General features: G+C 68.9%; 17 protein-coding genes and 4 pseudogenes. 14 read left to right on the forward strand and 7 right to left on the reverse strand.

The features are described 5' to 3' along the window. Positions 1-96: pseudogene (locus ABD329_RS40330) on the forward strand (IS5/IS1182 family transposase); the annotation flags it as partial. A 130-nt stretch (positions 97-226) separates the two neighbouring features. Here the strand turns inward: ABD329_RS40330 and ltrA are convergent. After that, positions 227-1,657 carry a group II intron reverse transcriptase/maturase gene (ltrA, locus tag ABD329_RS40335; protein ID WP_198275777.1) on the reverse strand — a complete coding sequence of 477 codons (1,431 nt, stop codon included), beginning with the start codon at positions 1,655-1,657 and terminating at the stop codon, positions 227-229. An 836-nt stretch (positions 1,658-2,493) separates the two neighbouring features. On the opposite strand from ltrA, the gene ABD329_RS40340 reads away from it, so the two are divergent. Then, entirely contained in the window at positions 2,494-2,928 is a 435-nt protein-coding gene (locus ABD329_RS40340; protein WP_306420088.1) for a winged helix-turn-helix domain-containing protein, read from the forward strand. A gap of 56 nt (positions 2,929-2,984) precedes the next feature. Then, a pseudogene (locus tag ABD329_RS40345) lies at positions 2,985-3,281 on the forward strand (transposase); the annotation flags it as partial. Between the two features lie 57 nt (positions 3,282-3,338). On the opposite strand, the pseudogene ABD329_RS40350 reads toward ABD329_RS40345, so the two are convergent. Together ABD329_RS40350 and ABD329_RS40355 are read right to left on the reverse strand one after the other, a co-directional pair. After that, positions 3,339-3,489: pseudogene (locus ABD329_RS40350) on the reverse strand (helix-turn-helix domain-containing protein); the annotation flags it as partial. Next, positions 3,440-3,775: pseudogene (locus ABD329_RS40355) on the reverse strand (group II intron maturase-specific domain-containing protein); the annotation flags it as partial. The pseudogenes ABD329_RS40350 and ABD329_RS40355, both read right to left, overlap by 50 nt. A 50-nt stretch (positions 3,776-3,825) precedes the next feature. Here ABD329_RS40355 and ABD329_RS40360 point away from each other — a divergent pair. Further along, positions 3,826-4,344 (forward strand): transposase family protein, encoded by a 519-nt coding sequence (locus ABD329_RS40360; protein WP_344317714.1) that lies wholly within the window; start codon positions 3,826-3,828, stop codon positions 4,342-4,344. 79 nt (positions 4,345-4,423) lie between these two features. On the opposite strand, the gene ABD329_RS40365 is transcribed toward ABD329_RS40360, so the two are convergent. The 3 genes from ABD329_RS40365 to ABD329_RS40375 form a co-directional block, all read right to left on the reverse strand. Then, the gene (locus ABD329_RS40365; RefSeq protein WP_198275773.1) at positions 4,424-7,123 is read right to left on the reverse strand and encodes an AAA family ATPase; all 2,700 of its coding nucleotides are present in this window, start codon (positions 7,121-7,123) and stop codon (positions 4,424-4,426) included. Beyond that, on the reverse strand, positions 7,120-7,302 hold the full coding sequence (locus ABD329_RS40370) for a hypothetical protein (protein WP_198275772.1): 183 nt from the start codon (positions 7,300-7,302) through the stop codon (positions 7,120-7,122). The genes ABD329_RS40365 and ABD329_RS40370 overlap by 4 nt, the downstream gene beginning before the upstream one ends. Before the next feature lie 290 nt (positions 7,303-7,592). After that, a complete protein-coding gene (locus ABD329_RS40375; RefSeq protein ID WP_198275771.1) occupies positions 7,593-8,477 on the reverse strand; it encodes an alpha/beta fold hydrolase in 885 nt (294 codons plus the stop codon). 709 nt (positions 8,478-9,186) lie between these two features. Here ABD329_RS40375 and ABD329_RS40380 point away from each other — a divergent pair. Together ABD329_RS40380 and ABD329_RS40385 are read left to right on the forward strand one after the other, a co-directional pair. Beyond that, positions 9,187-11,910, forward strand: a complete 2,724-nt coding sequence (locus tag ABD329_RS40380; protein WP_198275782.1) for an ATP-binding protein — start codon at positions 9,187-9,189, stop codon at positions 11,908-11,910. 287 nt (positions 11,911-12,197) lie between these two features. Continuing rightward, positions 12,198-12,731 carry a CbrC family protein gene (locus tag ABD329_RS40385; RefSeq protein ID WP_198275770.1) on the forward strand — a complete coding sequence of 178 codons (534 nt, stop codon included), beginning with the start codon at positions 12,198-12,200 and terminating at the stop codon, positions 12,729-12,731. 206 nt (positions 12,732-12,937) lie between these two features. Here the strand turns inward: ABD329_RS40385 and ABD329_RS40390 are convergent, their stop codons facing one another. Further along, on the reverse strand, positions 12,938-13,654 hold the full coding sequence (locus tag ABD329_RS40390) for a MarR family winged helix-turn-helix transcriptional regulator (RefSeq protein WP_246618253.1): 717 nt from the start codon (positions 13,652-13,654) through the stop codon (positions 12,938-12,940). 109 nt (positions 13,655-13,763) lie between these two features. Between ABD329_RS40390 and ABD329_RS40395 the strand changes: the two genes are divergently transcribed. The 8 genes from ABD329_RS40395 to ABD329_RS40430 all read left to right on the forward strand — a co-directional run bounded on the left by ABD329_RS40395 (position 13,764) and on the right by ABD329_RS40430 (position 22,266). Then, positions 13,764-14,735 carry an aldo/keto reductase gene (locus ABD329_RS40395; protein WP_198275769.1) on the forward strand — a complete coding sequence of 324 codons (972 nt, stop codon included), beginning with the start codon at positions 13,764-13,766 and terminating at the stop codon, positions 14,733-14,735. 77 nt (positions 14,736-14,812) lie between these two features. Next, on the forward strand, positions 14,813-15,904 hold the full coding sequence (locus ABD329_RS40400) for a Gfo/Idh/MocA family protein (RefSeq protein ID WP_198275768.1): 1,092 nt from the start codon (positions 14,813-14,815) through the stop codon (positions 15,902-15,904). 194 nt (positions 15,905-16,098) lie between these two features. Then, positions 16,099-17,214: an NAD(P)-dependent alcohol dehydrogenase gene (locus ABD329_RS40405; RefSeq protein ID WP_198275767.1), complete on the forward strand. Its 1,116-nt coding sequence runs from the start codon at positions 16,099-16,101 to the stop codon at positions 17,212-17,214. A gap of 47 nt (positions 17,215-17,261) precedes the next feature. Beyond that, positions 17,262-18,344: an MBL fold metallo-hydrolase gene (locus tag ABD329_RS40410; RefSeq protein WP_198275766.1), complete on the forward strand. Its 1,083-nt coding sequence runs from the start codon at positions 17,262-17,264 to the stop codon at positions 18,342-18,344. Between the two features lie 52 nt (positions 18,345-18,396). Next, positions 18,397-19,302, forward strand: a complete 906-nt coding sequence (locus ABD329_RS40415) for an NADP-dependent oxidoreductase (protein ID WP_198275765.1) — start codon at positions 18,397-18,399, stop codon at positions 19,300-19,302. A 55-nt stretch (positions 19,303-19,357) separates the two neighbouring features. Next, positions 19,358-20,080 carry an alpha/beta fold hydrolase gene (locus tag ABD329_RS40420; protein WP_198275764.1) on the forward strand — a complete coding sequence of 241 codons (723 nt, stop codon included), beginning with the start codon at positions 19,358-19,360 and terminating at the stop codon, positions 20,078-20,080. A 155-nt stretch (positions 20,081-20,235) separates the two neighbouring features. Beyond that, the gene (locus tag ABD329_RS40425; RefSeq protein WP_246618252.1) at positions 20,236-21,177 is read left to right on the forward strand and encodes a Gfo/Idh/MocA family protein; all 942 of its coding nucleotides are present in this window, start codon (positions 20,236-20,238) and stop codon (positions 21,175-21,177) included. A 336-nt stretch (positions 21,178-21,513) separates the two neighbouring features. Beyond that, a complete protein-coding gene (locus tag ABD329_RS40430; protein WP_198275763.1) occupies positions 21,514-22,266 on the forward strand; it encodes a transposase family protein in 753 nt (250 codons plus the stop codon). The last annotated feature ends 134 nt before the right edge of the window (positions 22,267-22,400 follow it).

Below are 22,400 nucleotides of genomic sequence, written 5' to 3' on the forward strand. Positions count from 1 at the left end.
CGTGGCGGACGTCCGCCGGCCTTCGACAAGCAGGTCTACAAACGGCGCAACGTCGTCGAGCGGTGCTTCAACCGCCTCAAACAGTGGCGCGGCATCGGTGAGGTCGACTCGGGGCGCCCTGCTGGTGTTTCCACCAGTGGGTTTCCCCGAGCCGCCTCCCGAACCCGGCGTGCCCGTTTCCGGGCACCGGGCTCTCCACAAATCCCGTTAGGGGGTGTTCAGTTCCTCATGCCGTAGTGGGCCACGGAGACGGAATGAGTTTCCCCCGGTATCGGTATCTGGTCGTGCTTACCTTTGCCGGGTTAAACAGTTCCGTTTCCTCTGTGACGGGCCACCAGCCGCCGCCGTAATAGCGTCGACGGAGCTGTTTCCAAGTGATCCGGGGGTGCTTGCGTCGGATCCATCGCGTCACTCTCATCCACGTGTAGTGGCTGAGGTAACAGAAAGCGACGTTCGACACTCCGGGACGGAAATACGCGCACCATCCGCGCAACACCGAGTTCAGTCGGTGGAGCAAGGACTCCAGCGACAAGCCGACGTTCTGCCGTCCGGTCGGTTCCTTCACCTTGCCCGTGGCGGAACGTACTGATTTCCGTGCCGGGTAGGTGTAAATGTACTGCCGATCAGTGCCAAGTTTCCGGTGACGCTGGATGCGCCATCCGAGAAAGTCAAGGCCCTCGTCAATGTGCGTGATGTTTGTCTTCTCCACCGACAGGCGAAGGCCCATTGGCTCCAATGCCTCTGCGACCTCGTCGCGTAGTTCCTCGGCATGCTCACGGCGCCCGAAGACGAGTACGAGAAAGTCGTCCGCATACCGAACCAGCCGGTAGTTGGGCAAACCTCGGCGCCGTCTCCTGCGCCGATCCTCGGAGGTGCCATCTGGCCCTCCGAGACCCTGGGCGATGTGCTCGTCCAAGACCGAGAGTGCGATGTTGGCCAGTAGCGGCGACAGAATCCCGCCCTGCGGGGTCCCGGTGCGCGTGTCCGTGAAGGCTCCGTCACGGGACAGGATCCCGGACTTCAAGAACGCCTTCACCAAGGACAACACCCGCTTGTCTCCGATTCGATTCCGCACCCGCTCCATGAGGGCCGGGTGCGCGATCTCGTCGAAGCACGCCGTGATGTCGCCCTCCACCACCCACTCGTATCCGTGGCTGGCGAGGTAGCGAGTCTCGGCGATCGCATCGTGAGCTCGGCGGTTCGGGCGGAACCCATAGGAACACGGGAGGAAATCCGCTTCGAATACCGGCTCCAGCACCAGTTTCAAGGATGCCTGGACCACTCGGTCCGCCACAGTGGGAATCCCGAGACGACGAAGCTTGCCATTCGCCTTGGGAATCATCCGCTCGCGGACAGGAACCGGGTGGAAGCTGCGGTCTCTGATCTGGGTCCGCAGCTTGTCGAGAAACGCCTCGACTCCCTGCCCGGCTTCAATAGAGCGGGCGGTCTTCCCGTCCACTCCGGCCGTGCGGGCGCCCTTGTTTCCCCGGACACGATCCCACGCCACCAACAGGAAGGCGGGATCGGCCACGAGGTTAAACAGGCCGTCGAACCTGCGATGAGAGTCATCGGCAGCCCAACGGTGCAGCTTGGTCTGGATCTCCAGTACCCGGCGTTCGGCCTTCATCAAGGCCCATTCCAGCTCGTCGGTATTCACCGGCGACAGCCTCCTGGCATTCCAGTCTCCTTGCTGCTGACTTGCTGGCTCCCTTCCCCATGTGACCGGCTTTCCCGGCCTCGGAGTACTACGGAGCCTCCGTCCTGCCCGACGGCCATCAGCCGGCGATGGACCTGCCCCCGATGGGACTGGATGGCCCATACGAGAGCGACCGCAGGCAGTTCCCACGTTCACCACGAAATCGATCGACAGGTGAGGTGCCCAGCTCTACCCCGGCAGCATCGCCACGCTTACGCCGCAGACTTTCGGCGTGGCCTCCCCACCGATGAGTAGAGTCGGCTTCGGAGTCGACCACCGACGAGCACTGGTGGTCGTGCACTGCGTCCGGCCCAGATCCGCCAGGTTCGAGCCGGTGTCGTAATTACGGGGCGTCAGGCACTGATTTCTCGCGTGCACCTTCCTGTCTCGCTAGCCGGACCCGGGTCGTCTGGCAGTACCAACCCGTCCCGGCGTTGTCGGGGCTGCTTACCGCTCGGCTCGGCATCCCCCGAACCGAACTGCCCCCAGCTTCAACCGGATTGCTGCGACAACCCGGCGGTGAAGGTCTCTCACCTCACTCGATTCCATAGCGCCTCGTGGCGCACCCACTCGCTACGACAAGACCGCCGAGTCCTACCAAGCAGCCGTCACCCTCGCAGCCCTGCTGATGTGGGCGTGACATTTGACGACAACTCCTACTGAGGTTTTCGTTAGTTCTGTGGGTGTAGGGCGCTTGGGGGTGTGAGTATCTTGGCGTGCCTTTCGAGTCTCAGTCCGTTGTTTCCGAAGTGCCCGTTCCGCCGCTGACGCGACCGCAGTTGGCCGAGGCCCGACGCATGCGGGCGGTGGAGTTGTTCGAGCAGGGACGCCCCCATGCGCAGATCGCGGGAATGCTTCGGGTCAGTCCCGAGAGCGTGCGGCGATGGAAGCGCCAGTGGGAACAGGGCGGGGCCCCAGCCCTGCGGCGGTCTCCGGCCACGGGGCGGCCCCCCAAGCTTGATGACGCCCAGGTCGAAAAGGTGCGGGCCGCGTTGGAACAGGGCGCCCAGGCGCACGGGTTCGAGGCCGACTTATGGACCTTGGAGCGGGTCGGCCTGGTGGTCGAGCGGGTGACCGGGGCGAAGCTGGCACGGGCGTCGGTGTGGCGGCTGCTGACCGGGCGACTGGGGCGGAGTCTGCAGCGCCCCCAGCGCCGGGCGGTCGAGCGGGACGAGTCCGAGATCGCCCGATGGGTCACCCATGAGTGGCCCCGCATCAAAAGGGGGCGGTGAAGAAACGTGCCTGGATCGTGTTCTTCGACGAGTCGGGCGTGTCGCTGCTCCCACAAGTGCGTCGCACCTACGCGCCCCGCGGCCGAACTCCCACGCTCCGGCACCGGCTGAACTGGAAACGCGCCTCGATGGCCGCCGCTCTGGGATACCACGCCGCCGACGCCAAGCGTGGTCCGCGATTGTGCTTCCACCTCAAGCCGGGCAGCTACGACACCGCCACGCTGATCGAGGTTCTGGAGCAGGTTGGAGCGTTCTATGCCGGGGAGCCGGTCGTGCTGGTGTGGGACGGGCTGTCCGCGCACTGGAGCCGGGACATGCGCGCCTGGGTGGCCGGGCAGGACTGGCTGACGCTGGAGCGGCTGCCAGCCTATGCGCCCGAACTCAACCCGGTGGAACTGCTGTGGTCGGCCATCGGGGCTGACGGTGCAGCCTCGCTCGGCGAGCAGGGGCCGCAACTCACCGACGGCCCGGGTAATGGTGGAGCGGTCCACTCCGAACCAGCAGGCCCACGTCATGGGTGACCCCATGACGAAGATGGACGAGCGTGGCCAAGAGCCGGTCGGCGTCTGTAGCGGTAGCGGGTGACCGTCACCGCCTGGAGGTCAAACAGTTCGATCCCATCTGCCGAGAGCTTTTGCCACCGTCCGTTGCGGTCGGTGAAGCGTCGGCGGACGTCCTTCCACTTCCAGCGGTGCAGCGCCATCCACCAGCTGATTACCCGGTGCCACGTGAAGCTGGCCAGGGAGCTCAGGGCGGCTTTGCAGACCGCGTGCTTGAAGTAGTTGGCCCAGCCGCGCATGATCTGGTTGAGCCTGATCAGCACGTCCCTGGGGTCGCGAGCTGGCCAACCTCGCCGGCGACCACCTCGCCGATGTCGCCGATGCCACCGAACGCGGCATCCACCGGGTCTGCTCCAACGAACAACTCCCGTGGTCCTTCCTCACCCACACCTCCGGCAAGAACAAGCAGAACGCCGTCAAGTCCATGGTGGTCAAGGACGGCGAAGGCCGCGTGCTGTGGTGCAGCCCAGCACGGCCCGCAAGCTGCGCGCACATCACCCAAGCCCGCCAGTTAGGGCTGGTCAAGCTCCTGGTCGACGGGCCCGCGGTGGAGATCCTCGCCGATGCCGACTACCAGGGCCTGGGCGCCCAGACCGGTGGCCGGGTGGTGACATTACCGCACCGCAAGTTCAAGAAGAACGCCCCGGACTGGTACGAGGAGGTGCACGAACGCCAGCGCAAGGCACACTCCTCACGCCGTATCCGGGTCGAGCACGGCATCGCCCATCTGAAGAACTGGCGGGCCCTGGCCCGCCACCTCGGCCGCCGCGAGCACATGAGCGACACCATCCAAGCCGTCGCCGGCCTGCTGTCTCACCAGCAGACCGTGGACCTGAAGCCGACCCGGCAGACGTGACCCCAGGTCACACCGAAGCTCGCGACGTCTCACCGCCTACCCGTGCACGAGCTCGTCAGGCGTCGCGACCGAGCCGGAATCATCTCCGTCCGACGATGCCGGTGGCCGCCAAGTCGCGCCGTGAGCAGAGCCCCAGCTTGGCGAACACGTTGGATAGGTGATGCCCGACGGTGCGGTCGCTTATCCGCAGACGGGCCCCGATCTCGCGGTTGGTCAGATCGCCGGCGGCAAGCTGGGCCACCCGGCGTTCCTGTGCCGTCAGCGTTGCCATGCCCGTGCCGGCGGCAGTGGCACGGCGTGCGGGCGCCATGATCAGACGCTGCTCACGCCGGGCCCGCTCGAGCATCGGGCGCGCTCCCAGTGCGTGGAACGTCTCGGCAGCGGCGTCGAGCTGCTGGCGGGCGTCTCGGCGCCGCCGCTGTCGCCGCAACCACTCGCCGTAGAGCAGACGGGCCCGTGCGTGGTCGAACGGGCGCCGGGACGCACCAGGCACGTCCAGCGCCGCCCGGTAGGACCGTTCGGCGGCGGGTTCGTCCAGCAGTGCGCGTGCCAGGTGCGCTGCGAATCTCGCCCAGTGCGCGCCGGTGCGCCGTACCCAGGCGTCGAGCGCCTCGGCGCGGCGCTGGCCGATCTCCGGCCGCCGCGCGTGCACGGCGGCCTCGATCGTGTCCAGGCTTGCCAGCAGAGCGACGATCGGATGTGCTGCCTCGTGCCCGTGCTCGTCCAAGCGGGCGAGCAGGTCGAGTGCAGCATCGGCGCGACCGGCCGCCAGAGCGGCCATTCCACGGTTCCAGTGGGCCGAGGCGCTGACCGCACGGTCGCGGCGCGGCCTGGCCAGTTGCAGGGTTCGAACGGTCAGATGGTCGACGCTGCGGCCGTCACCGCGGGCGGCGGCGAGCCACCCGAGGCAGTTCCGGCACTCCGCAGCGATGTGCTCGGCACCGATTCGCTCGGCCGACGCGAGCCCCTCGGCCGCGGCGTCCTCCGCAGCGCCCCACCGGCCCGCGGCGATGTCGAGTCGCGCGATCCGAGCCAGCGCCGCAGCAAGCGAGGTGCCATCGGCGTGACGGCGGTGCCTGCGGACAAGGGCGTGCACGGCATCGGCGAGTGGCTCGTCGAGGCCCCACACCAGTCCGAGCGGCGACGCCGGGAGCAGCTGCGACTCCACCCGGGAGATGTGCGCCATGACGTCACCGAGTTCTGCCGACGACGCTGCCCGTGCCGGGTCCGTCGCTGGCCCCCACCACGTCCGGACGATCGGGAGGACCTCGGGCAGCCCAGGGGCCGTCAGCCCCGCGAGACGAGTGAGGGACTCACCGACGAGGTCGTCGCGGGCCGCGGACCATCCCGCGTGCAGGGCAGCGGCGCCGAGCTCCACTCTCATGCGCGGATCATCGAACGCGGCGATGTCGCGACTGATCGATCGGTGGGCTCGTTCCAGAGACCCCTCGGCGAGTTCGAGTACCCCGCGCAGGCCGCGGCTGGCGCGGGTGGCCAGAACCTCGTCGGTCAGGCTCCGGGCATCGGCCAGCAACCGACGCGCCATCGTGGCGTCGCCGCCGTGCCAGGCGGCCACGGCCGCGCCGGCGAGCCTGCGGGTCGCAGCGGCCGGGTCGGCGGACAGCTCGGCGGCCCGCCGCAGGATCGGTACCGCGCCGACGCCCGAGGGCACCGTCTGCTCGAGCAGCCCGGCGATCTCCTCGTCGACGTCGTGAACGGTCGCGGCCCGGTGCCAGACATGCCCGCGACTGCCCGGGGGAAGCGCGGCGGCCAGGGTCCGGTGGGCGTTCCTGCGCTCAGACGGGGAGGCGCTCGCGTAGACAGCGGCCCGGACCACCGGGTGCCGTAGCGCAGGCCGGTCGGGCGTCCCGGCGAGCAGACCCGACCGGATCGTCTCCTCCCAGACCGGCTCCTCGGCGGCGCGGGAACGTGCTGACCGTGCGAGCGTGAGCTGATCACCGTCGGCACGAGCCGCGGCCATGAGCACGACGAACTCGCGTGCCGGGGTCGGCAAGGTCTGCAGGCGCTCGGCGAAGGCCTTACGCAGCCGGGGCCCCACGGGCACCGTGCCGGCGGCAGGATCGTCGACTGGTACAGGCAGCTCGTGCAGTGCCAGCGGGTTGCCCCCACCTGCTTTCACCGCGCGGGCGACCTCGGGGCCGTCGAGGCCGGGGTGGGCGGCGCCGACCAGTTGGGCGGCGTGGTCGTCAGCGAGAGGCCTCACCGCGAGCGGATCGACCCCCTCCCACGATCCGCCGGCAGGCGCGTCGTGGCCGGCGACCAGGACCACCACCGGATCGGTCCCCACCCGCCGGGCGACGAATCCGAGCACGAACTCGGTCTCCGCGTCGAGCCGGTGTGCGTCGTCCACGACGATCAGGAGCGGGCGGTCGACTGCCAGCGCCGACAACAGGGACAGCACCGCCACGGCGGTGAGCGACCGGCCCGCTGCGCTGGCCTCGCCCGCGAGCACGCCTCGCAACGCTGACGCCTGGGACACCGGAAGAGTCGCGATCAGGTGCTCGACCGGCCGGAGCAACGTGTCCAGGCCGGCGAAGAGGGTCCCGGACTCGCACCGTGCGGGCTGTACCGCCAGCGGGGCGAAATCGGGAGACGCCGCGGTGACGTGGTCGAGAAGTGCGGTCTTGCCGATGCCCGGCTCACCCCAGAGCACCAGGGCGCCACCGGTGCCACGGCGGGCTCGGTCGAGCACCTCGGTCACGGCAGCGATCTCTGCCTGTCGTCCGACGAGCGGAGCCGGAGCACCGGTTGCTCTCATCGCGTCCCCTCAGCCGTGACCATCTTCCGGCCCCAGAAGTCCGTGCCGTACCGTCCGAGGCCGGCGGGATCGTCCGACGCCCCGACGAGGACGCCGACCCCGTGCACGAGCGCGATGCCGGTGAGCCCCGCTCGGATCCTGTTGAGCGCATCCTCGGGCTCCTGCTGTGGCAGTGCCACCCCACCGAGCCGGGTCCCGTTCGGTGGTGCCGACCTGTCCGTGAATGGTGTGAGCATGCTCAGCGGCCTGCCGCAGGTGCTTCTAGGCCCGCAGACCACGGGCCCGAGTACCTTGACCGATGGCCCCGCCGCCGCGGTTAGGGTCGGGGCCCGTTCGTCGATCGCCGATGACGAGCTTGCGCATCGAGCACGCCGAACCGCTGCCACGGCACGGGCAGCGTATGGACGAGGCGCTCGCCGCGGGCGCACGTCGAGCTCGGCGCCGCGGGGCGAGGCGTCGGTGGCCGTGGTCATGGCGACTCCTGCGAACCGGGGCGGACGCCCTTGGGGAGTGGATCTCCCAGGAAGGCGAGCAGGGCGGCGTTGACCTCGTCGGCGTGAGTCCACAGCAGCCCGTGCGGGGCGCCGTCGATCTCCACGTACTGCGCGTCGGGCAGGGCCCGGCGGAAGCGGTGGGCCGTGACTTCGATGGGGAGGATCCGATCTGCGGTGCCGTGCAGGATCAGGGCCGGCGTGCCGCTGGCCCGGACGGCCTCGACGTCGGCGCGGAAGTCCTCGATCCACGAGGAGACGACGGCATGGGCGGCCACGGGGGCGCTGGAGATGGCGACGTTCCAGCTGGCTGTGACCGCCTCCTGGCCGATGCGGTTGCCCAGGTTCTCGTCGAGGTTGTAGAAGTTGGAGAAGAACTGCTCGTACCAGGCGTAGCGGTCGCCCTTGGCCGCGGCCTCGATGCCGTCGAAGACGTCCTGGGGCACGCCCTCCGGGTTGTCGTCCCGAGCGACGAGGAAGGGCTCCAGGGAGGCCAGGAAGGCGAGCTTCACGACCCGCTGGTGGCCGTATCGAGCGATGTAGCGGGCGAGTTCGCCGGTGCCCATCGAAAACCCGACGAGGACGACATCGCGCAGGTCCAGGGTCTCCAGCAGGGCATTCAGGTCGGCGGCGAAGGTGTCGTAGTCGTAGCCGGTGCCGACCTTCGACGAGTGGCCGAAGCCGCGGCGGTCGTAGGTGATGACGCGGTAGCCGGCGGAGAGCAGCTCGCGCGTCTGGCGCTCCCAGCTGTGGCCGTTGAGCGGGTAGCCGTGGATGAGGACGACGGGCTGACCCGCGCCTTGGTCCTCGTAGTAGAGCTCGATCGGCGTGCTGTTCTCGTTCCCGATGGTTACGTGGCCCATGATCTTTTCTTTCCGAGGGTGGTGTGCCTGCTATTGACCGACGAGCCGCCGTACCGCGATCGTTGTCGCTTCGGCGATGGTGGCGTTGCCGGCCGTGGACTCCGGGTCGGCCGGGTCGGCGTAGACGGCGAGACCGGCGGCGCGCGGTCCGCGAACAGCACGATCCCGACGTCGTTGTGCTCGCCCTGTGCTCCGGTCCCGGTCCTGTCCACGATCAGCCTCCCGGCTGGCACGCCGGTGAGATCGGCGAGTTGGCGGGGCCTCCAGGCCACGGCTGTTCCCTCCAGGTGTCGTGTCGTCGACCGACGTGTCGTCGGCCCACATGTCTTCGGCGTGGTCAGGGGCGCGCGAGCCGGCGCCGGCCGGCGATCGGCCTCCGACAGCCCGCCCCACCGCCGTGCAGCTCCCGGTGGGCCAGGACGTGGACGGCGACCCGCTCGCGCTGCTGCCGTAGCGGAGGGACTCCTCGTCGGCGGGGAAGAACACCTCGGTGCTGATCACGGTGGCCGCTCCCCTTCCGGTCGCTCTGCTGTCGGCTCTCAGCGTCGCGGGGAAGGCGCCTGGTCCGCGTCGGTGGAAATCCCTTATCCCGTCACCGACCCTGACGCGGGGGAGGCCGGCATCTTGACGACCCGGTGCTGCCCGCGCGCTTCGCGTCGGTGACAATTACCGGATAGACGCCGTGTCGGCGCCAGAGGAGGACCAGGCGATGCTCGTGGGACGGCGCGCCGAGCAGGCGGCGCTCGAGCAGCTGCTGGCTCGGGCGCAGGGCGGCGACAGCGGGGTGTTGGTGGTGCGCGGGGAGGCCGGCATCGGCAAGTCCGCCCTCTTGCAGCACATGCGGGAGACCGCCGTGGCGATGGGATTCGGGGTTCACGACGCGGCCGGGGTGGAGGCCGAGGCAGAGTTCGCGTTCGCGGGCCTGCACCAGCTGTGTGCCCCGTTCCTGGCGCGGGCGGCCGAGCTGCCCGAGCCGCAGCAGACCGCGCTCGGGGTGGCGTTCGGGCTGCGCGAGGGTGCCGCGCCGGACCGGTTCCTGGTGGGGCTGGCGGTGTTGAGCCTGTTGGCCGAGAACGGGCCGTTGCTGTGTGTGGTCGATGATGCGCAGTGGCTCGATCAGGCGTCTGCGCAGGTTCTGGCTTTCGTGGCCCGGCGGGTGGGGGCCGAGCGGGTGGTGATGGTGTTTGCGCTGCGCGATCCCGGTGTCACCGACGTCGAGGCGTTCAGCGGGTTGCCGGAACTGCGCCTGGCGGGGCTGGGGGCCTCCGATGCCCAGACGCTGCTGGCCACCGCGGTCCGCGCACCGCTGGACGATGTGGTGCGCGACCGGATCGTAGCCGAGGCGCGCGGCAACCCGCTGGCGTTGTTGGAGCTACCCCGGGGTGCTCCGGCGGTGCAGTTCGCGGGCGGGTTCGAGCTGCCGGACGTAGTGAGCGTTCCGCGCCGGATCGAGGACGGCTTTCGGCGCCGCGCGAACAGCCTGCCCGCCGACGCGCGGATGCTGCTGGTGGTTGCCGCGGCCGAACCGACCGGGGATGCGGCGTTGCTGTGGCGCGCGGCCGCGGAGCTGGGGATCGCCCGCGAGGCGGCTGCGCCCGCGGAGGCCGCCGGGCTGCTGGAGTTCGACTTCCGTGTGCGGTTCCGGCACCCGCTGGTGCGCTCGGCGGTCTACCGGGCGGCCACACCGACCGACCGGCGCCGGGCGCACGGCGCGCTGGCCGCCGTCACCGACCAGCAGGTCGATCCGGACCGGCGTGCCTGGCACCGCGCGCAGGCGGTGGTGGGCACTGATGAGGACGCCGCCGCGGAGCTGGAGCGTTCGGCCGGACGGGCCCGCGCCCGCGGCGGGTTGGCCGCCGCGGCGGCGTTCCTGAAGCGTGCGGCCGAGCTGACCCCTAGGCCGGCCGTCCGGGCGGAACGGGCCCTGGAAGCTGCGCACGCCAAGCACGAGGCCGGTGCGTCCGAGGCCCTGGAGCTGCTGACGATCGCCGCGGCCGGGCCGTTGGACGCCGTGGCGCAGGCCCGCCTAGAGCTGCTGCATGCTCGGATCGCGTTCCACGGGGCAAGGGGCGGCGAGGGGCCGCGGATGCTGCTGGACGCCGCCAAGAGCCTCGCCCCGCTGGACCCGGCGCTGTCCCGGGAGACCTACCTCGACGCGCTCGATGCGGCGATCGTTACTGGCGACCGCGGACCCGGCGGCGTGCGTGCGGTGGCCGACGCAGCCCGGGCCGCGCCCGCACCACCGGAGTCGCCGAGGCCGGTGGATCTGTTGCTCGACGGGCTGGTGACGACGTTCACACAGGGCTACGCGGCAGGAGTGCCCGGCGTGCAGCGGGCGTTGGAGGCCTTCAATCCTCACGAGCGGGACGATCATGCCGTGAACGACGGCGACGACCGCCGCTGGCTGTGGCTGGCCGGCCGGACCGCGATGTCGGTCTTCGACGACCAGATGGTGCACGCGCTGGCCGCTCGTCATGTCCGGCTGGTCAGGGAAGCAGGCGCGCTGGCCACGCTCCCGGCAGCACTGCTCGTCCAGTCCGTCATGCTGGTGCTCTCTGGTGACTTCTCCCGGGCCGCCGAGCAGACCGCGATCGCGGCCGCGACCAGAACTGTGCCCGTGCTCCACGGCCAGCTCATCCTGGCTGCCTGGCGCGGGCGCTCGGACGAGACCACCGAGGTCCACGCGACCATGGTCCGGGAAGCGGCTGGACGTGGGGGCCGAACGGAGGACTTCCTGGCGCAGTACGCCATGGCGGTGCTGCACAACGGTCTGGGCGACTACCCCGCGGCTCTGGTCGCTGCGACGCGGGCTTTCGAGTCCGACGAGCTGACCCACAGCAACCTGGCCCACTCCGAGCTCATTGAAGCGGCATGCCGTAGCGGCCGGCCGGAGCGTGCGACCGCTGCGCTGGACCAGCTCAGCTCACGGGCGCTGGCCAGCGGCACCCCGTGGGGGCTCGGGCTGGCAGCGCGCTCATGGGCATTGGTCAGCACCGGCCCGGCCGCCGATGAGTACTACCGCGAGGCGATCGAGCAGCTACGAAACTGCCGAGTGGCCACCCAGCTGGCCCGGACTCATCTCGTCTATGGCGAGTGGCTACGCCGCGAGGGCCGCCGCCAAGGCGCCCGCCAGCAGCTCCGCACCGCCCACCAGCTGCTGTCGGACATGGGTGCGGAAGCGTTCGCCGCGCGCGCCGCCCGCGAGCTGCGCGCCACCGGCGAGCACCCACGCAGCCGGTCCGCCCAGCCCTCGGACGCGCTCACCGCACAGGAGCTGACGATCGCCCGGCTGGTAGCTACCGGGGCGACCTCCCGGGAGGTCGGCGCCCAGCTGTTCTTGAGCCCGCGCACCATTGAGGCCCACCTCCGCAGCATCTTCCGCAAGCTGAGCATCACCTCCCGGCGCCAGCTGCGGGACCTGCGGCTTCCCTGACGGGCTGGCAGCGTGCGTGCCCTGTTGCGGTACAGCGAATGCCACCCGGAAGGCCAGCGAGCTGCGCCCTTTGGAGCTCGTAACAGGATCAAGAGCGCGCCGTCTCGAGGTGACGCCTGCGAGTGAGCGTGCAGACGAGGGAGACGACGGCGGGCGGCTTACAAGCTGTCTCAATTGGCTGGCATGAGGAGTCCCACTCCGCGCTTGATCGCGGACGTGCTCGCGGACAGACTGCCCTCCATGGGATCAGTAGGCATGGCCAACCGGGCACAGATCGGGAACCGGCGATGAGTGCCAGCCTGCCCCTCTCCCGCTATCACCCCGATTCACTCGCCAGATGGTCCATCCGCGCGGCAACCGAGACGTGCGCCTGCTGCAAATGCAACACGGGCTGGATCTACACGGCCACCTTCTACACCGCATATGAGGTCAACGGGCGGTTCTGCCCGTGGTGCATCGCGGACGGGAGCGCGGCTGAACGCTTCGCGGGCGAATTCACTGACTCCTACGGGCTCGACGGTGTCAGCGAGGACGTCTTGCACGAGGTCACTCGCTGCACCCTTGGCTTCGATGCCTGGCAGGACCCGCACTGGTTCGTCCACTGCAAAGACGCGGCCGCCTTCATCGGCGAAGTCGGATCCACCGAACTGGCGGCGCACGCCGAAGCTCTCGACCAGCTGCGGACCGATATGCGCCTCGACGGCTGGCACCACGGAAGCCAGCTTGAGCACTTCCTGACCCACCTGGGCGGCGGGGCGACCGCCATGCTCTTCCGCTGCACCGTCTGCGGCGCCCATCTCGCCTACGCCGACGCATCCTAGAAGTCGCCTGCTTGGGCGAGCCGTCGGTAGCAGATGAGGGTGCAGGCGATGCTGGCGAACCCCCGGGAAGTTCATCTCCGGCAAGAAGAAGCAGAACGCCGTCAAGCCGACGGTCGTCACGGACGGTGAAGGCCGGGTGCCGTGGCGCAGCTCAGCACGGCCCGCAAGATGCGCGGACATCACTCACGCCCGCCAGTCAGGGCTGGTCAGGCTCTTTGCCGGCGGGCTCGTGGGGAGTCACGATCAAGGTGTCGGCCTGAGGCTGTGAAGCCGGATGAATCGTGGGTGACTGGCCCGTCCACCGCGCCGTCCCCCGGCGACGAGGCCGCAGAGCTCGCGTCGGGTTGCCCGCGCTTGATGGCCGTGTCCACCGCGGCACCGATGCGGCGCAGTGCCGCCAGCTCCTGAGGACCGAGATCATCGATCAGGTACTCGCGGACTGCGGCGACGTGTCCCGGCGCCGCTGCCACCACTACGTCGTAACCGGCCTCGGTCAGCGTCGCGGTGGTGCGCCTTCCGGAACCGGGGATCCGCTTCCGTGCGAGCAGTTCGCGCTTCTCGAGCCGACCGACGACATGGGACAGCCTCGACAGTGACGCCGCCGTTCGCGCGGCCAGGGCGCTCATCTGCATGGTGCGGTCCGGCTGCTCGGAGAGGACCGAAAGCACCATGTACTCGAAGAAGGTCAGCTGAGCCTCGCGCTGCATGCGCGCATCCAGCGCGGCCGGCAGGCTGATCATGATCGCGGAGTTGGCCAGCCACGCCGCCAGCTCGTCGCCGTTCAGCCATCGCGTCTCGGCAACCGGATCGGTGGACTTCCCCGGGTCGGAGCCTCCGTCGGCACGAGCCGTCGCCTCGGATGTCGGCCCGTTCCGTGGGCGCCGATGGCGCCGGCCGTTCGTGTCGTCTGCCGTGGTCGCCATGAGGACATCCTAGACCCACTTATTGACGCGTCAAGTTCGAAGGAGTAGAACTTGACGCGTCAAGTTCGCTCTGCGGCGCTGAGGCCCGCCTACACGGAAGGGACAACAGATGCAGTCCACGTCGCTCGGCAGGCTCGATGTCCCGCGCATCGGCCTGGGTGTCATGGGGATGTCGGCGTTCTACACCGGCGCCGGCCGGGACGGAGCCGAGTCGATCCGCACCATTCGTCGCGCCGTCGACCTCGGTGTCACCCATCTGGACACCGCCGAGGTGTACGGCCCCTACGTCAACGAGGAACTGCTGGGTCGCGCGGTGAAGGGCCGCCGGGACGAAGTCGTCCTCGCCACCAAGTTCGGCCTCGTCTCCCACACCGGCCGGCCGGGCCCGGACAGCACCCCCGCCAACATTCACATGGCTGTCGACGGCTCACTGCGGCGGCTCGGAACCGACCGCATCGACCTCTACTACCAGCACCGGGTCGACCCAAACACTCCCATCGAGGAGACGGTGGGGGCGCTGAGCGACCTGGTGGAGGCGGGCAAGGTCCTCCACATCGGACTGTCGGAGGCGGCAGCGGCGACCATCCGCCGGGCCCACGCGGTCCATCCCGTGGCCGCTGTCCAGAGCGAGTACTCGCTGTGGACGCGGGACCCGGAGGCCGAGGTACTGCCCACGCTGCGTGAGCTCGGCATCGGACTGGTTCCCTATGCACCGCTGGGACACGGCTTTCTCACCGGTGACATCCGCACCCTGGACGGCCTGGACGCCGCCGACTGGCGTCGCCCCAATCCCCGGTTCACCGGCGACAACCTCACGCGCAACCTGCGCATCGTCGACCAGGTACGCGAGGTCGCGGACGAGGTCGGGGCCACGCCCGCGCAGGTCGCTCTGGCCTGGCTGCTCGCGCAAGGAGACGGCATCGCGCCCATTCCTGGGACGAAGCGCATCGACCGCCTCAAGGAGAACAGCGCCGCCGACGGCATCCGACTCGCCCCGGGCCAGATCGCCCGCTTGAACAACCTCACACCGGCGTGCGGCGAACGCCATGCCGAGCCCGACATGGCCGCCGTCGACCAGTGAGAGAAGCGCGAACGCGCCGAGTCGCCCCGCGCACCACACCACGTCTTGCTGCAGCGAAAGAAACGGAACACCACATCATGTCAAGCAATCTCATTCGGGTCGGCATCATCGGCGCGGACACGAAGGCGAGCTGGGCGGGCGCATCGCACATACCCGCGCTGGCGGCACAGCCCGACTTCCACCTGGCCGGTGTGGCGACGCGGCACGAGGAGAGCGCGCGCGGCGCTGCCGAGGCGTTCGGCGCGGAGCGTTGGTTCGCGGATCCCTACGCGCTCATCGGTGACCCTTCGATCGACCTCGTCACCGTCGCGGTGAAGGTCCCGGCTCACCGCGAGCTCGTCCTGGTGGCCCTCGCGGCGAACAAGGCCGTGTACGCGGAGTCGCCGCTGGGCGCGACCGTCGCGCAGACGGAAGAGATGGCTGAGGCGGCCGGCTCACTGCACACCGCGATCGGCCTGCAGGGCCGGCTCAACCCCTCGGTACGCCGCGCGGCGGAGATCATCGCTGAGGGCCGGCTCGGGCGGCTGCTCTCGGCGCGAGTCGTCGCGACGACCTTCGGCAACGGCCCGGAGTCGGTGAGCGCGTACGAGTACTTCGACAAGGCAGCGTCCGGAGCCGGTTTCCTCACCATCGCCGCGGGCCACGTCCTGGATGTGGTCGAAGCCGTACTCGGCGATATCACCGAGATCGACGCCCGCACCGAACTCCTCTGGCCCCAGGTGAAGCTGATCGACACCGGCGCGATGTCCGCCCGCGAGGTCCCGGATCACCTCGACGCCATCGCCAAGACGTCCTCGGGGGCGCCGGTCGGGGTGCAGATCCTGGCGGGCGTGCCCGCCCCCGACGCCCATTTCAGTCTGGAGGTACGCGGCTCGGAGGGCTGGCTGAAGCTGACGGGCGACCACCCCGCGGGCGTTCAGGTCGGCGACCTCACCCTCTCGTCGAGCGTCGACTTCACCGCGCCCGACCGCCCGGTCGCCACCGGCGCGGGACCCACCGCCGCCGACATCTGGACGGGCGCTTCCATCAACGTCGGCGAGGTCTACGCCAGCCTGGCCCGCGACATCACGAACGGCACCCACCACACCCCGGGATTCCAGCACGCCGCCCACAACAGCCGTCTCATCGCCCGAGTCGAACAAGCCGCCCGGACCGGCGTCCGGCAGTGACCCCACCGCACCTCGCGACACCGTGCCTTACTGCCGTGACGGATACGGCGACCGATCCGCGGGCACGGGCGGCCGACATAGGTTCGGACTCGCTGAAGGGTTCCTGAGACCCACCCCCCGATCAGGGAGTCGCTGATGATGTCAGTCCTTCGTCACCATGGCCCTCGCGGCGCTTCGCGGCAGGCTCACGGCGTATGACCACCTCCGCGCGCGCCGCTGTTCTCGAAGCGCAGGACGGGCCCTTCGAGTTCCGCGACATCGAGATCGAGGACCCGCGGTCCGACGAGGTACTCGTTCGCATGGTCGCGACCGGAATATGCGCGACCGACGCTCACGTGCGGGCACAGCGCATGGCGACGCCGCTGCCGGTGGTGCTGGGGCACGAGGGAGGAGGAGTCGTCGAACGCGTGGGGGCCGCTGTCACCACCGTCGAGCCCGGTGACCACGTCGTCCTCTCCTACCACTCGTGCGGCCGCTGCAAGCCGTGCTTGTCCTCGCACGCGGCCTACTGCGACAACGTCTGGGCGGCCAACTTCGCAGGTGCCCGCCTGGACGGCTCGAACGGTCTCCACGTCGCCCACGGTACTGAGCCGCACGGTCACTTCTTCGGCCAGTCCTCGTTCTCCACCCACGCCCTGACGCACCAACGGAACACGATCAAGGTCCCCAGCGATCTGCCCCTCGACGTCATGGCTCCGCTGGGGTGCGGGCTGCAGACGGGCGCGGGGGCCGTACTCAAGGCCCTCGCCGTGCCGGCGGGAGCGTCCTTCGCGGTCTTCGGCGTGGGAGCGGTGGGCCTGGCGGCGGTCATGGCGGCACATGTCGCGGGTGCCACCACCATCGTCGCCGTCGACGTCGACGCCGGCCGCCTCGAGCTGGCCCGCGATCTCGGAGCGACGCACCTCGTCGACCCCGGCCGGGTCGAGGATCTGACCGGCGCGCTCCGCGCCGTCGACGACCGCGGTCTGGAGTACGTCCTCGACACGAGTGGCCGCGTGGAGAACCTCGACGCCGGGGTCGGCGCCCTGGCACCGATGGGCCGATTCGGCTTCGTGGCGTTCCACGAAGGAGCGGGCGCCGTGCTCGACGCGGGCCGGCTCACGCTCGGCCAGTCGCTTCAGGGCATCATCCAGGGCGACGCCGTCTCGTCGCTCCTGATCAACGACCTTGCCCAGCTCTATCGAGCGGGCCGGTTCCCCATCGACCGACTGCTGTCCTTCTACGACTTCGCCGATATCAACGCCGCGTTCGAGGATGCGGGCTCAGGCCGCGTCACCAAGGCGGTCCTTCGATTCACGTCACCGGGATAGACCACCCGTTCGACAGCTTCCCAAGAACACAGAAAGGCGTCACGCCGGTGTGCCAGAGCAGTCAGATACCCATCAGCGTCGAAGAAACCCCGAGCTTCTACGGGATCGACCACTATGGCTTCCCCCGCGCGGGGGCGGACGACCCGTTGGACCCCGCGGGCTATTACCCCCCGTACTTCCAGAGCGAGCACTTCCAGAAGTACGGCTACCACGTGGAAGAACTGCGCGGCGGCTTCTACTGGGTCACCAGTGCCGGCTACGACGCCGCGTTCGTGGTGACCGAGGAGGGCGTAGTCGCGATCGACGCACCTCCGACGCTGGGCGAGAACATGCTGGCGGCGATCGAGGACGTCACCGACCGACCGGTGACCCACGTCATCTACAGCCACTGGCACGCCGATCACATCGGCGCGGCCTCCGTGTTCGGCCCCGACGTCGAGATCGTCGCCCACCGCATCACCAAGGAACTCCTGGAGCGCTTCCCCGACCCGAAGCGCCCCCTGCCGACGAGGACGTTCGACGACGAACTCGTCCTCGAAGTGGGCGGCGTGAGCCTGCACCTCTCCTACAGGGGAGAGAACCACTGCCCCGGCAACATCTTCATCTACGCACCCCAGCAGAAGGTGCTCACGGCCGTCGACATCGTCAGTCCGGGAAGCGTCACGTTCATGCACTGCGACGCCTCGCAGAACATCACCGGCTGGTACGAAGCCCAGTCCCAGATCCTCGAATACGACTTCGACTACTTCGTCGGCGGGCACCACATGCATTACGGCACCTACGAGCAGGTGAAGCTGTGCGTGGAGTACTTCAGCGACGTGCTCGAGGGGGCGACTGCGGCGGTCGAGCGGTTCAGCCGCTCGGACGCGCTCGCCGACATCGTGACCGGCACCGGCTGGGACAGGATCTTCGTCGGTACCGAGAACTGGATCAGCTCCATGGCGAACTACACCACCCGCCACGTCCTCGAGAAGGAGACGAGCGACGGCCGGCTCTGGTGGGAACGGCTGGCAGGAGCCACCACCCAGACCAAGTACCACGCGTACACCGTGCTGGAGTCGATCCGCCTCGAACGGCCCCGGCCCGACTACCGCCTGCGGGGCGAGAATCCTCCGGTCTTCCTGACCTGAAACCGCTCTGAACGGTGCGAGCAAACGACCCTTGTATACGAGAAGGATCATCATGAAAGCCGTCGTCATCACCTCGTTCGGCGAACCCTCCGTGTTGCGGGTTGCGGAGGCTCCGCGACCGGTGCCGAGTGCGGGTCAGGTACTGGTGCGGGTTCACGCCGCGGGGGTGAACCCGGCGGAGATCCAGGCACGCGCCGGAGCGTTCGGCCTGCATGCTCCCGCCGTCATCGGATTCGAGTTCGCCGGCGTCGTCGAGGCGGTCGGCCCGGGCGTCGACGGGGGCGTGGTCGGCGACCGCGTCGCCGGGTGGCCGGACTCCGCCACCCAGGGCTCGTACGCCGAGTACACGGTCAGCAGCAACTTCGCGATGATCCCCGACGGCGTTACCTTCGAAGAGGCCGCGGCTACTGTCATCGGCGCCGACAACGCGGCGAGGGCTCTCGGGCTTCTGAACATTCGCCCGGGTGAGACGCTCGTGGTCACCGGCGCGAGCGGTGCTCTGGGCGGCGCCGCCGTGCAGTTCGCGCGACAGCGCGGTGTGACGGTGATCGGCGTCGCCGGGACTGCCAACGCAGACTTCGTCAGGAGTCTCGGAGCGACCCCTGTCGCCCACGGCCCGGGCCTGGTCGATCGCATCCGTGCCGCCGCTCCGGGCGGGGTCGACGCCGCGCTCGACACCGCCGGCAAGGGGCTCCTCCCCGCCCTCGTCGATCTTCTCGGCGGCCCCGACCGGATCGTGACGCTCGCCGACCGCGATGCCGCACGACACGGCGTCGCATTCAGCCCCGGGGGCAGCGGGAACCGTAACCACCGCCCTGTCCAGGAAGCCCTGGATCTGATCGCCGCCGGCGCATGGACCGCACGCATCGGCCGGAGCTTCCCACTCGACGAGGCCGCGGACGCTCATCGCCTCGTCGCCACGGGCCACACCCACGGCAAAGTCATCCTCCTTCCCTGACTCGGCCGGCCGGCCGGCCATTCAACCACGGCACCAATCAATTGGAGAATCCGAAATGCCTGCAGTCCTCGTCCATGGTGTACCTGACACCCACCGGCTTTGGGACACCGTCCGTTCCCATCTTCAACGCGAAGATATTGTGACGATCGATCTCCCCGGGTTTGGCGTACCCCTACCAGCGGGATTCACGTCGACGAAAGAAGAGTATCTCGATTGGCTGATCGAGAAGATCGAAGAAATCGGCGAACCCGTCGACCTGGTCGGTCATGACTGGGGGTCTCTACTCACGGGCCGTCTCGCGTCTGTCCGGCCAGATCTGGTGCGGACATGGACAGGCATCAGCGGACCGATCGATCCGGAGTATCCGTGGCACTATCTTGCCAAGATCTGGCAAACGCCGGGCGAGGGCGAGCAATGGATGGCGGACCTCGACCTCGAGGAGTTCGCAACAAGTCTCAACGAGGCGCAGATGCCGCGCGACGCGGCAGACGAAGCGGTCCGGCATATCGATGTCACTATGAGGGCAAGCATTCTCGCCCTTTACCGTTCGGCGATCGAGGTCGGAGCGGAGTGGAAGCCAGGTCTGAGCAAGGTGACCGCACCAGCGCTAGTGATCTGGGGCCTGGACGATCCGTTTCTTCCTCACCGCTTCGCCGACGAGCTCGGTAATGCCACACGCGCACGTGCCGTCTTCAAGCTGCGCAGCTCGCACTGGCCGATGATAGAGCGTGCGGCCGATGTCGCGCGCGAACTCGAGGCCCACTGGGCTCACGTGTAAAACCTGCGCTTGGGTCACTCGGGCTCACCGTGGCGAACGGCAATAATTGCTCGCTCGCCATGGTGAGCCCGAGTGCCCACGCATGTGTCCGGAAACGAATCATCGTGACGCAGCCCGGAGAGCGTTTCCGGGCTGCACATGGCAGGAGCATCCTCATGACGAATTCAGCACATACCCAGATCGGCGTCGGTATTATCGGGGCTAGTTCCGATCGGGGTTGGGGCGGAATTGCTCACGTCCCGGCGCTGCAGGCGCTCGACGCGTTCCAGATCCGCGCCGTCAGTACGACTCGTATGGAGAGCGCGAACGCGACCGCTCGTCGGCTGGGCGCCGATCTCGCCTTCGACACACATGAGGCTCTGGTCGTGCGACCGGAGGTCGACCTGGTGGTGGTCGCGGTCAAGGTGCCGGATCACAAGCAGGTTGTTTCCGACGCGCTGGCCGCGGGCAAGATGGTTTATTGCGAATGGCCGCTCGCAAGAAATCTATCGGAGGCCGAAGCGCTGGAGGGGTTTGCCCGCGAGCGGCGGCTGCGCACGGTTGTCGGGTTGCAGGGCGGCCTGCACCCGCCGATCCTCTTCCTTCGCGACCTCATTGCACAAGGCGTGATCGGCAAGCCGCTCAGCACGAGCATCCGAGCGCACTTGACCGACGACATGTGGGTCGGCCGATACGACCCGCCGGTCGAGTACATGGCTCACGCAAAGCATGGCGCCACGCTTCTGAGCATCATGCTCGGCCACGGGCTCGAACCGCTTGCGCGCGTGCTCGGCACGTTCGAGAGCCTGTCCGCCGTCGTCGCCAATCAGCGCGGTGACGGCGTCCGCCTCTCCGATGGCGCGCCGCTGCCGAAGGACGCGCCGGATGAGATCGTCGTCGCCGGCGTTCTCCAAGGCGGGATCGTCACCTCGCTGCACTACAGTGCCGGGCAGTCCGCCGGCTCGGCGATGGTATGGGAGATCCAGGGCACCGAAGGCAGTGTGCGTGTGGAGTCGGCGTCGGGCTACCTCCATTTCACCGATTTCACCATCACGCTGCGCCGCGGCAGCGAGCCTGTCCAAGTGCTACAGCTCCCCCCCCGCTTATGCGGCTCCTGACCTGCAACTCGACGCACCCGCAGCGGGGGTCGCCCGCCTCTACGCCCAGTTCGCCGCCGACCTCCGCGACGGAACCGCCGATGCGCCGGATTTCGCGGTCGCACTCGATCGCCACCGGGTACTCGAGGCGATCACACGAGCCGCTGAAACAGGTCATCGGCAGCATCTGTCCCGCCCCGACCGAGTGAACTCCAATCTCTGAACCCGGGAGAGGCACTGGGCCTCTTCCAAGCTGGCGGCGCTGAACGAGGGTTGGACAAGCCTGCGCAATGACGAAGCTCCTGGTAGACGGGTTCTCGACCAAGATCACCCGTGTCTGCCAGGAGCTTCGCGTGCTTGTCTACCCCGTCCTCGATTGATCTGTCCAACCGCAGCCTGCGGTTCCTGACCGGGCAACTGGCAGTGAGACGAAGGGAGATCTGGACCCGCTGGAGGCGACTTCCCGCAGCTCGGCAGGCCCTGCTCGCCCTTGCCCACCTGCGGTGCGGTGACACCTACGCCCGGCTCGCCGCCGGATTCGGCATCGGGATCGCGACCGTCTACCGCTACATACGCGAGGCCGTTGACCTCCTGGCAGCCCTCGCACCGACCCTGACCGAAGCGATGGAGACGATCCGGGAGAAGGCGTTCGTCATCCTTGACGGCACCCTGCTGCCGATCGACCGCATCGCCGCCGACACCCCGCACTACTCCGGGAAGCACAAACACCACGGCATGAACGTTCAGGTTCTCACCGACCCGTTCGGACGGCTGCGGTGGGCCTCGCCCGCCCTGCCCGGCTCGACCCACGACCTGACCGCCGCCAGGCAGCACGGGATCATCGACGCCCTGGTCGACGCAGGGCTCAGCTGCTGGGCGGACAAGGCGTATCAAGGCGCAGGCGGGCCCGTTCGGGTGCCGTTTCGTGGTCGTCGCCTCAAGAGGTGGAAGCGCCGTCACAACACCACCCACGCCAAGATTCGTTGCGTTGGCGAGCAGGCGATGGCCACCCTGAAGGGCTGGCGCCTTCTGCGGAAACTCCGCTGCAGCACCAATCGGATCACCGACGTGGTGAAGGCCGTCCTCGTCCTTCACCACGCGTCAACCTGAGGTTGGAAAGCGCTCACTGCCGCAGGACCCGAGGACCCCGCCGCCGTGATCAACCAGCCGCTGCGGGAAGTCCGCCGCGTCGCCGAGGCCGAGGGCCGCGACCCGGCCGGCATCGACGCCATCCTGAGGAAGAA

The organism is Streptomyces javensis (assembly GCF_039525925.1).
In the GTDB taxonomy this organism is placed as follows: Bacteria; Actinomycetota; Actinomycetes; order Streptomycetales; family Streptomycetaceae; genus Streptomyces; species Streptomyces asiaticus.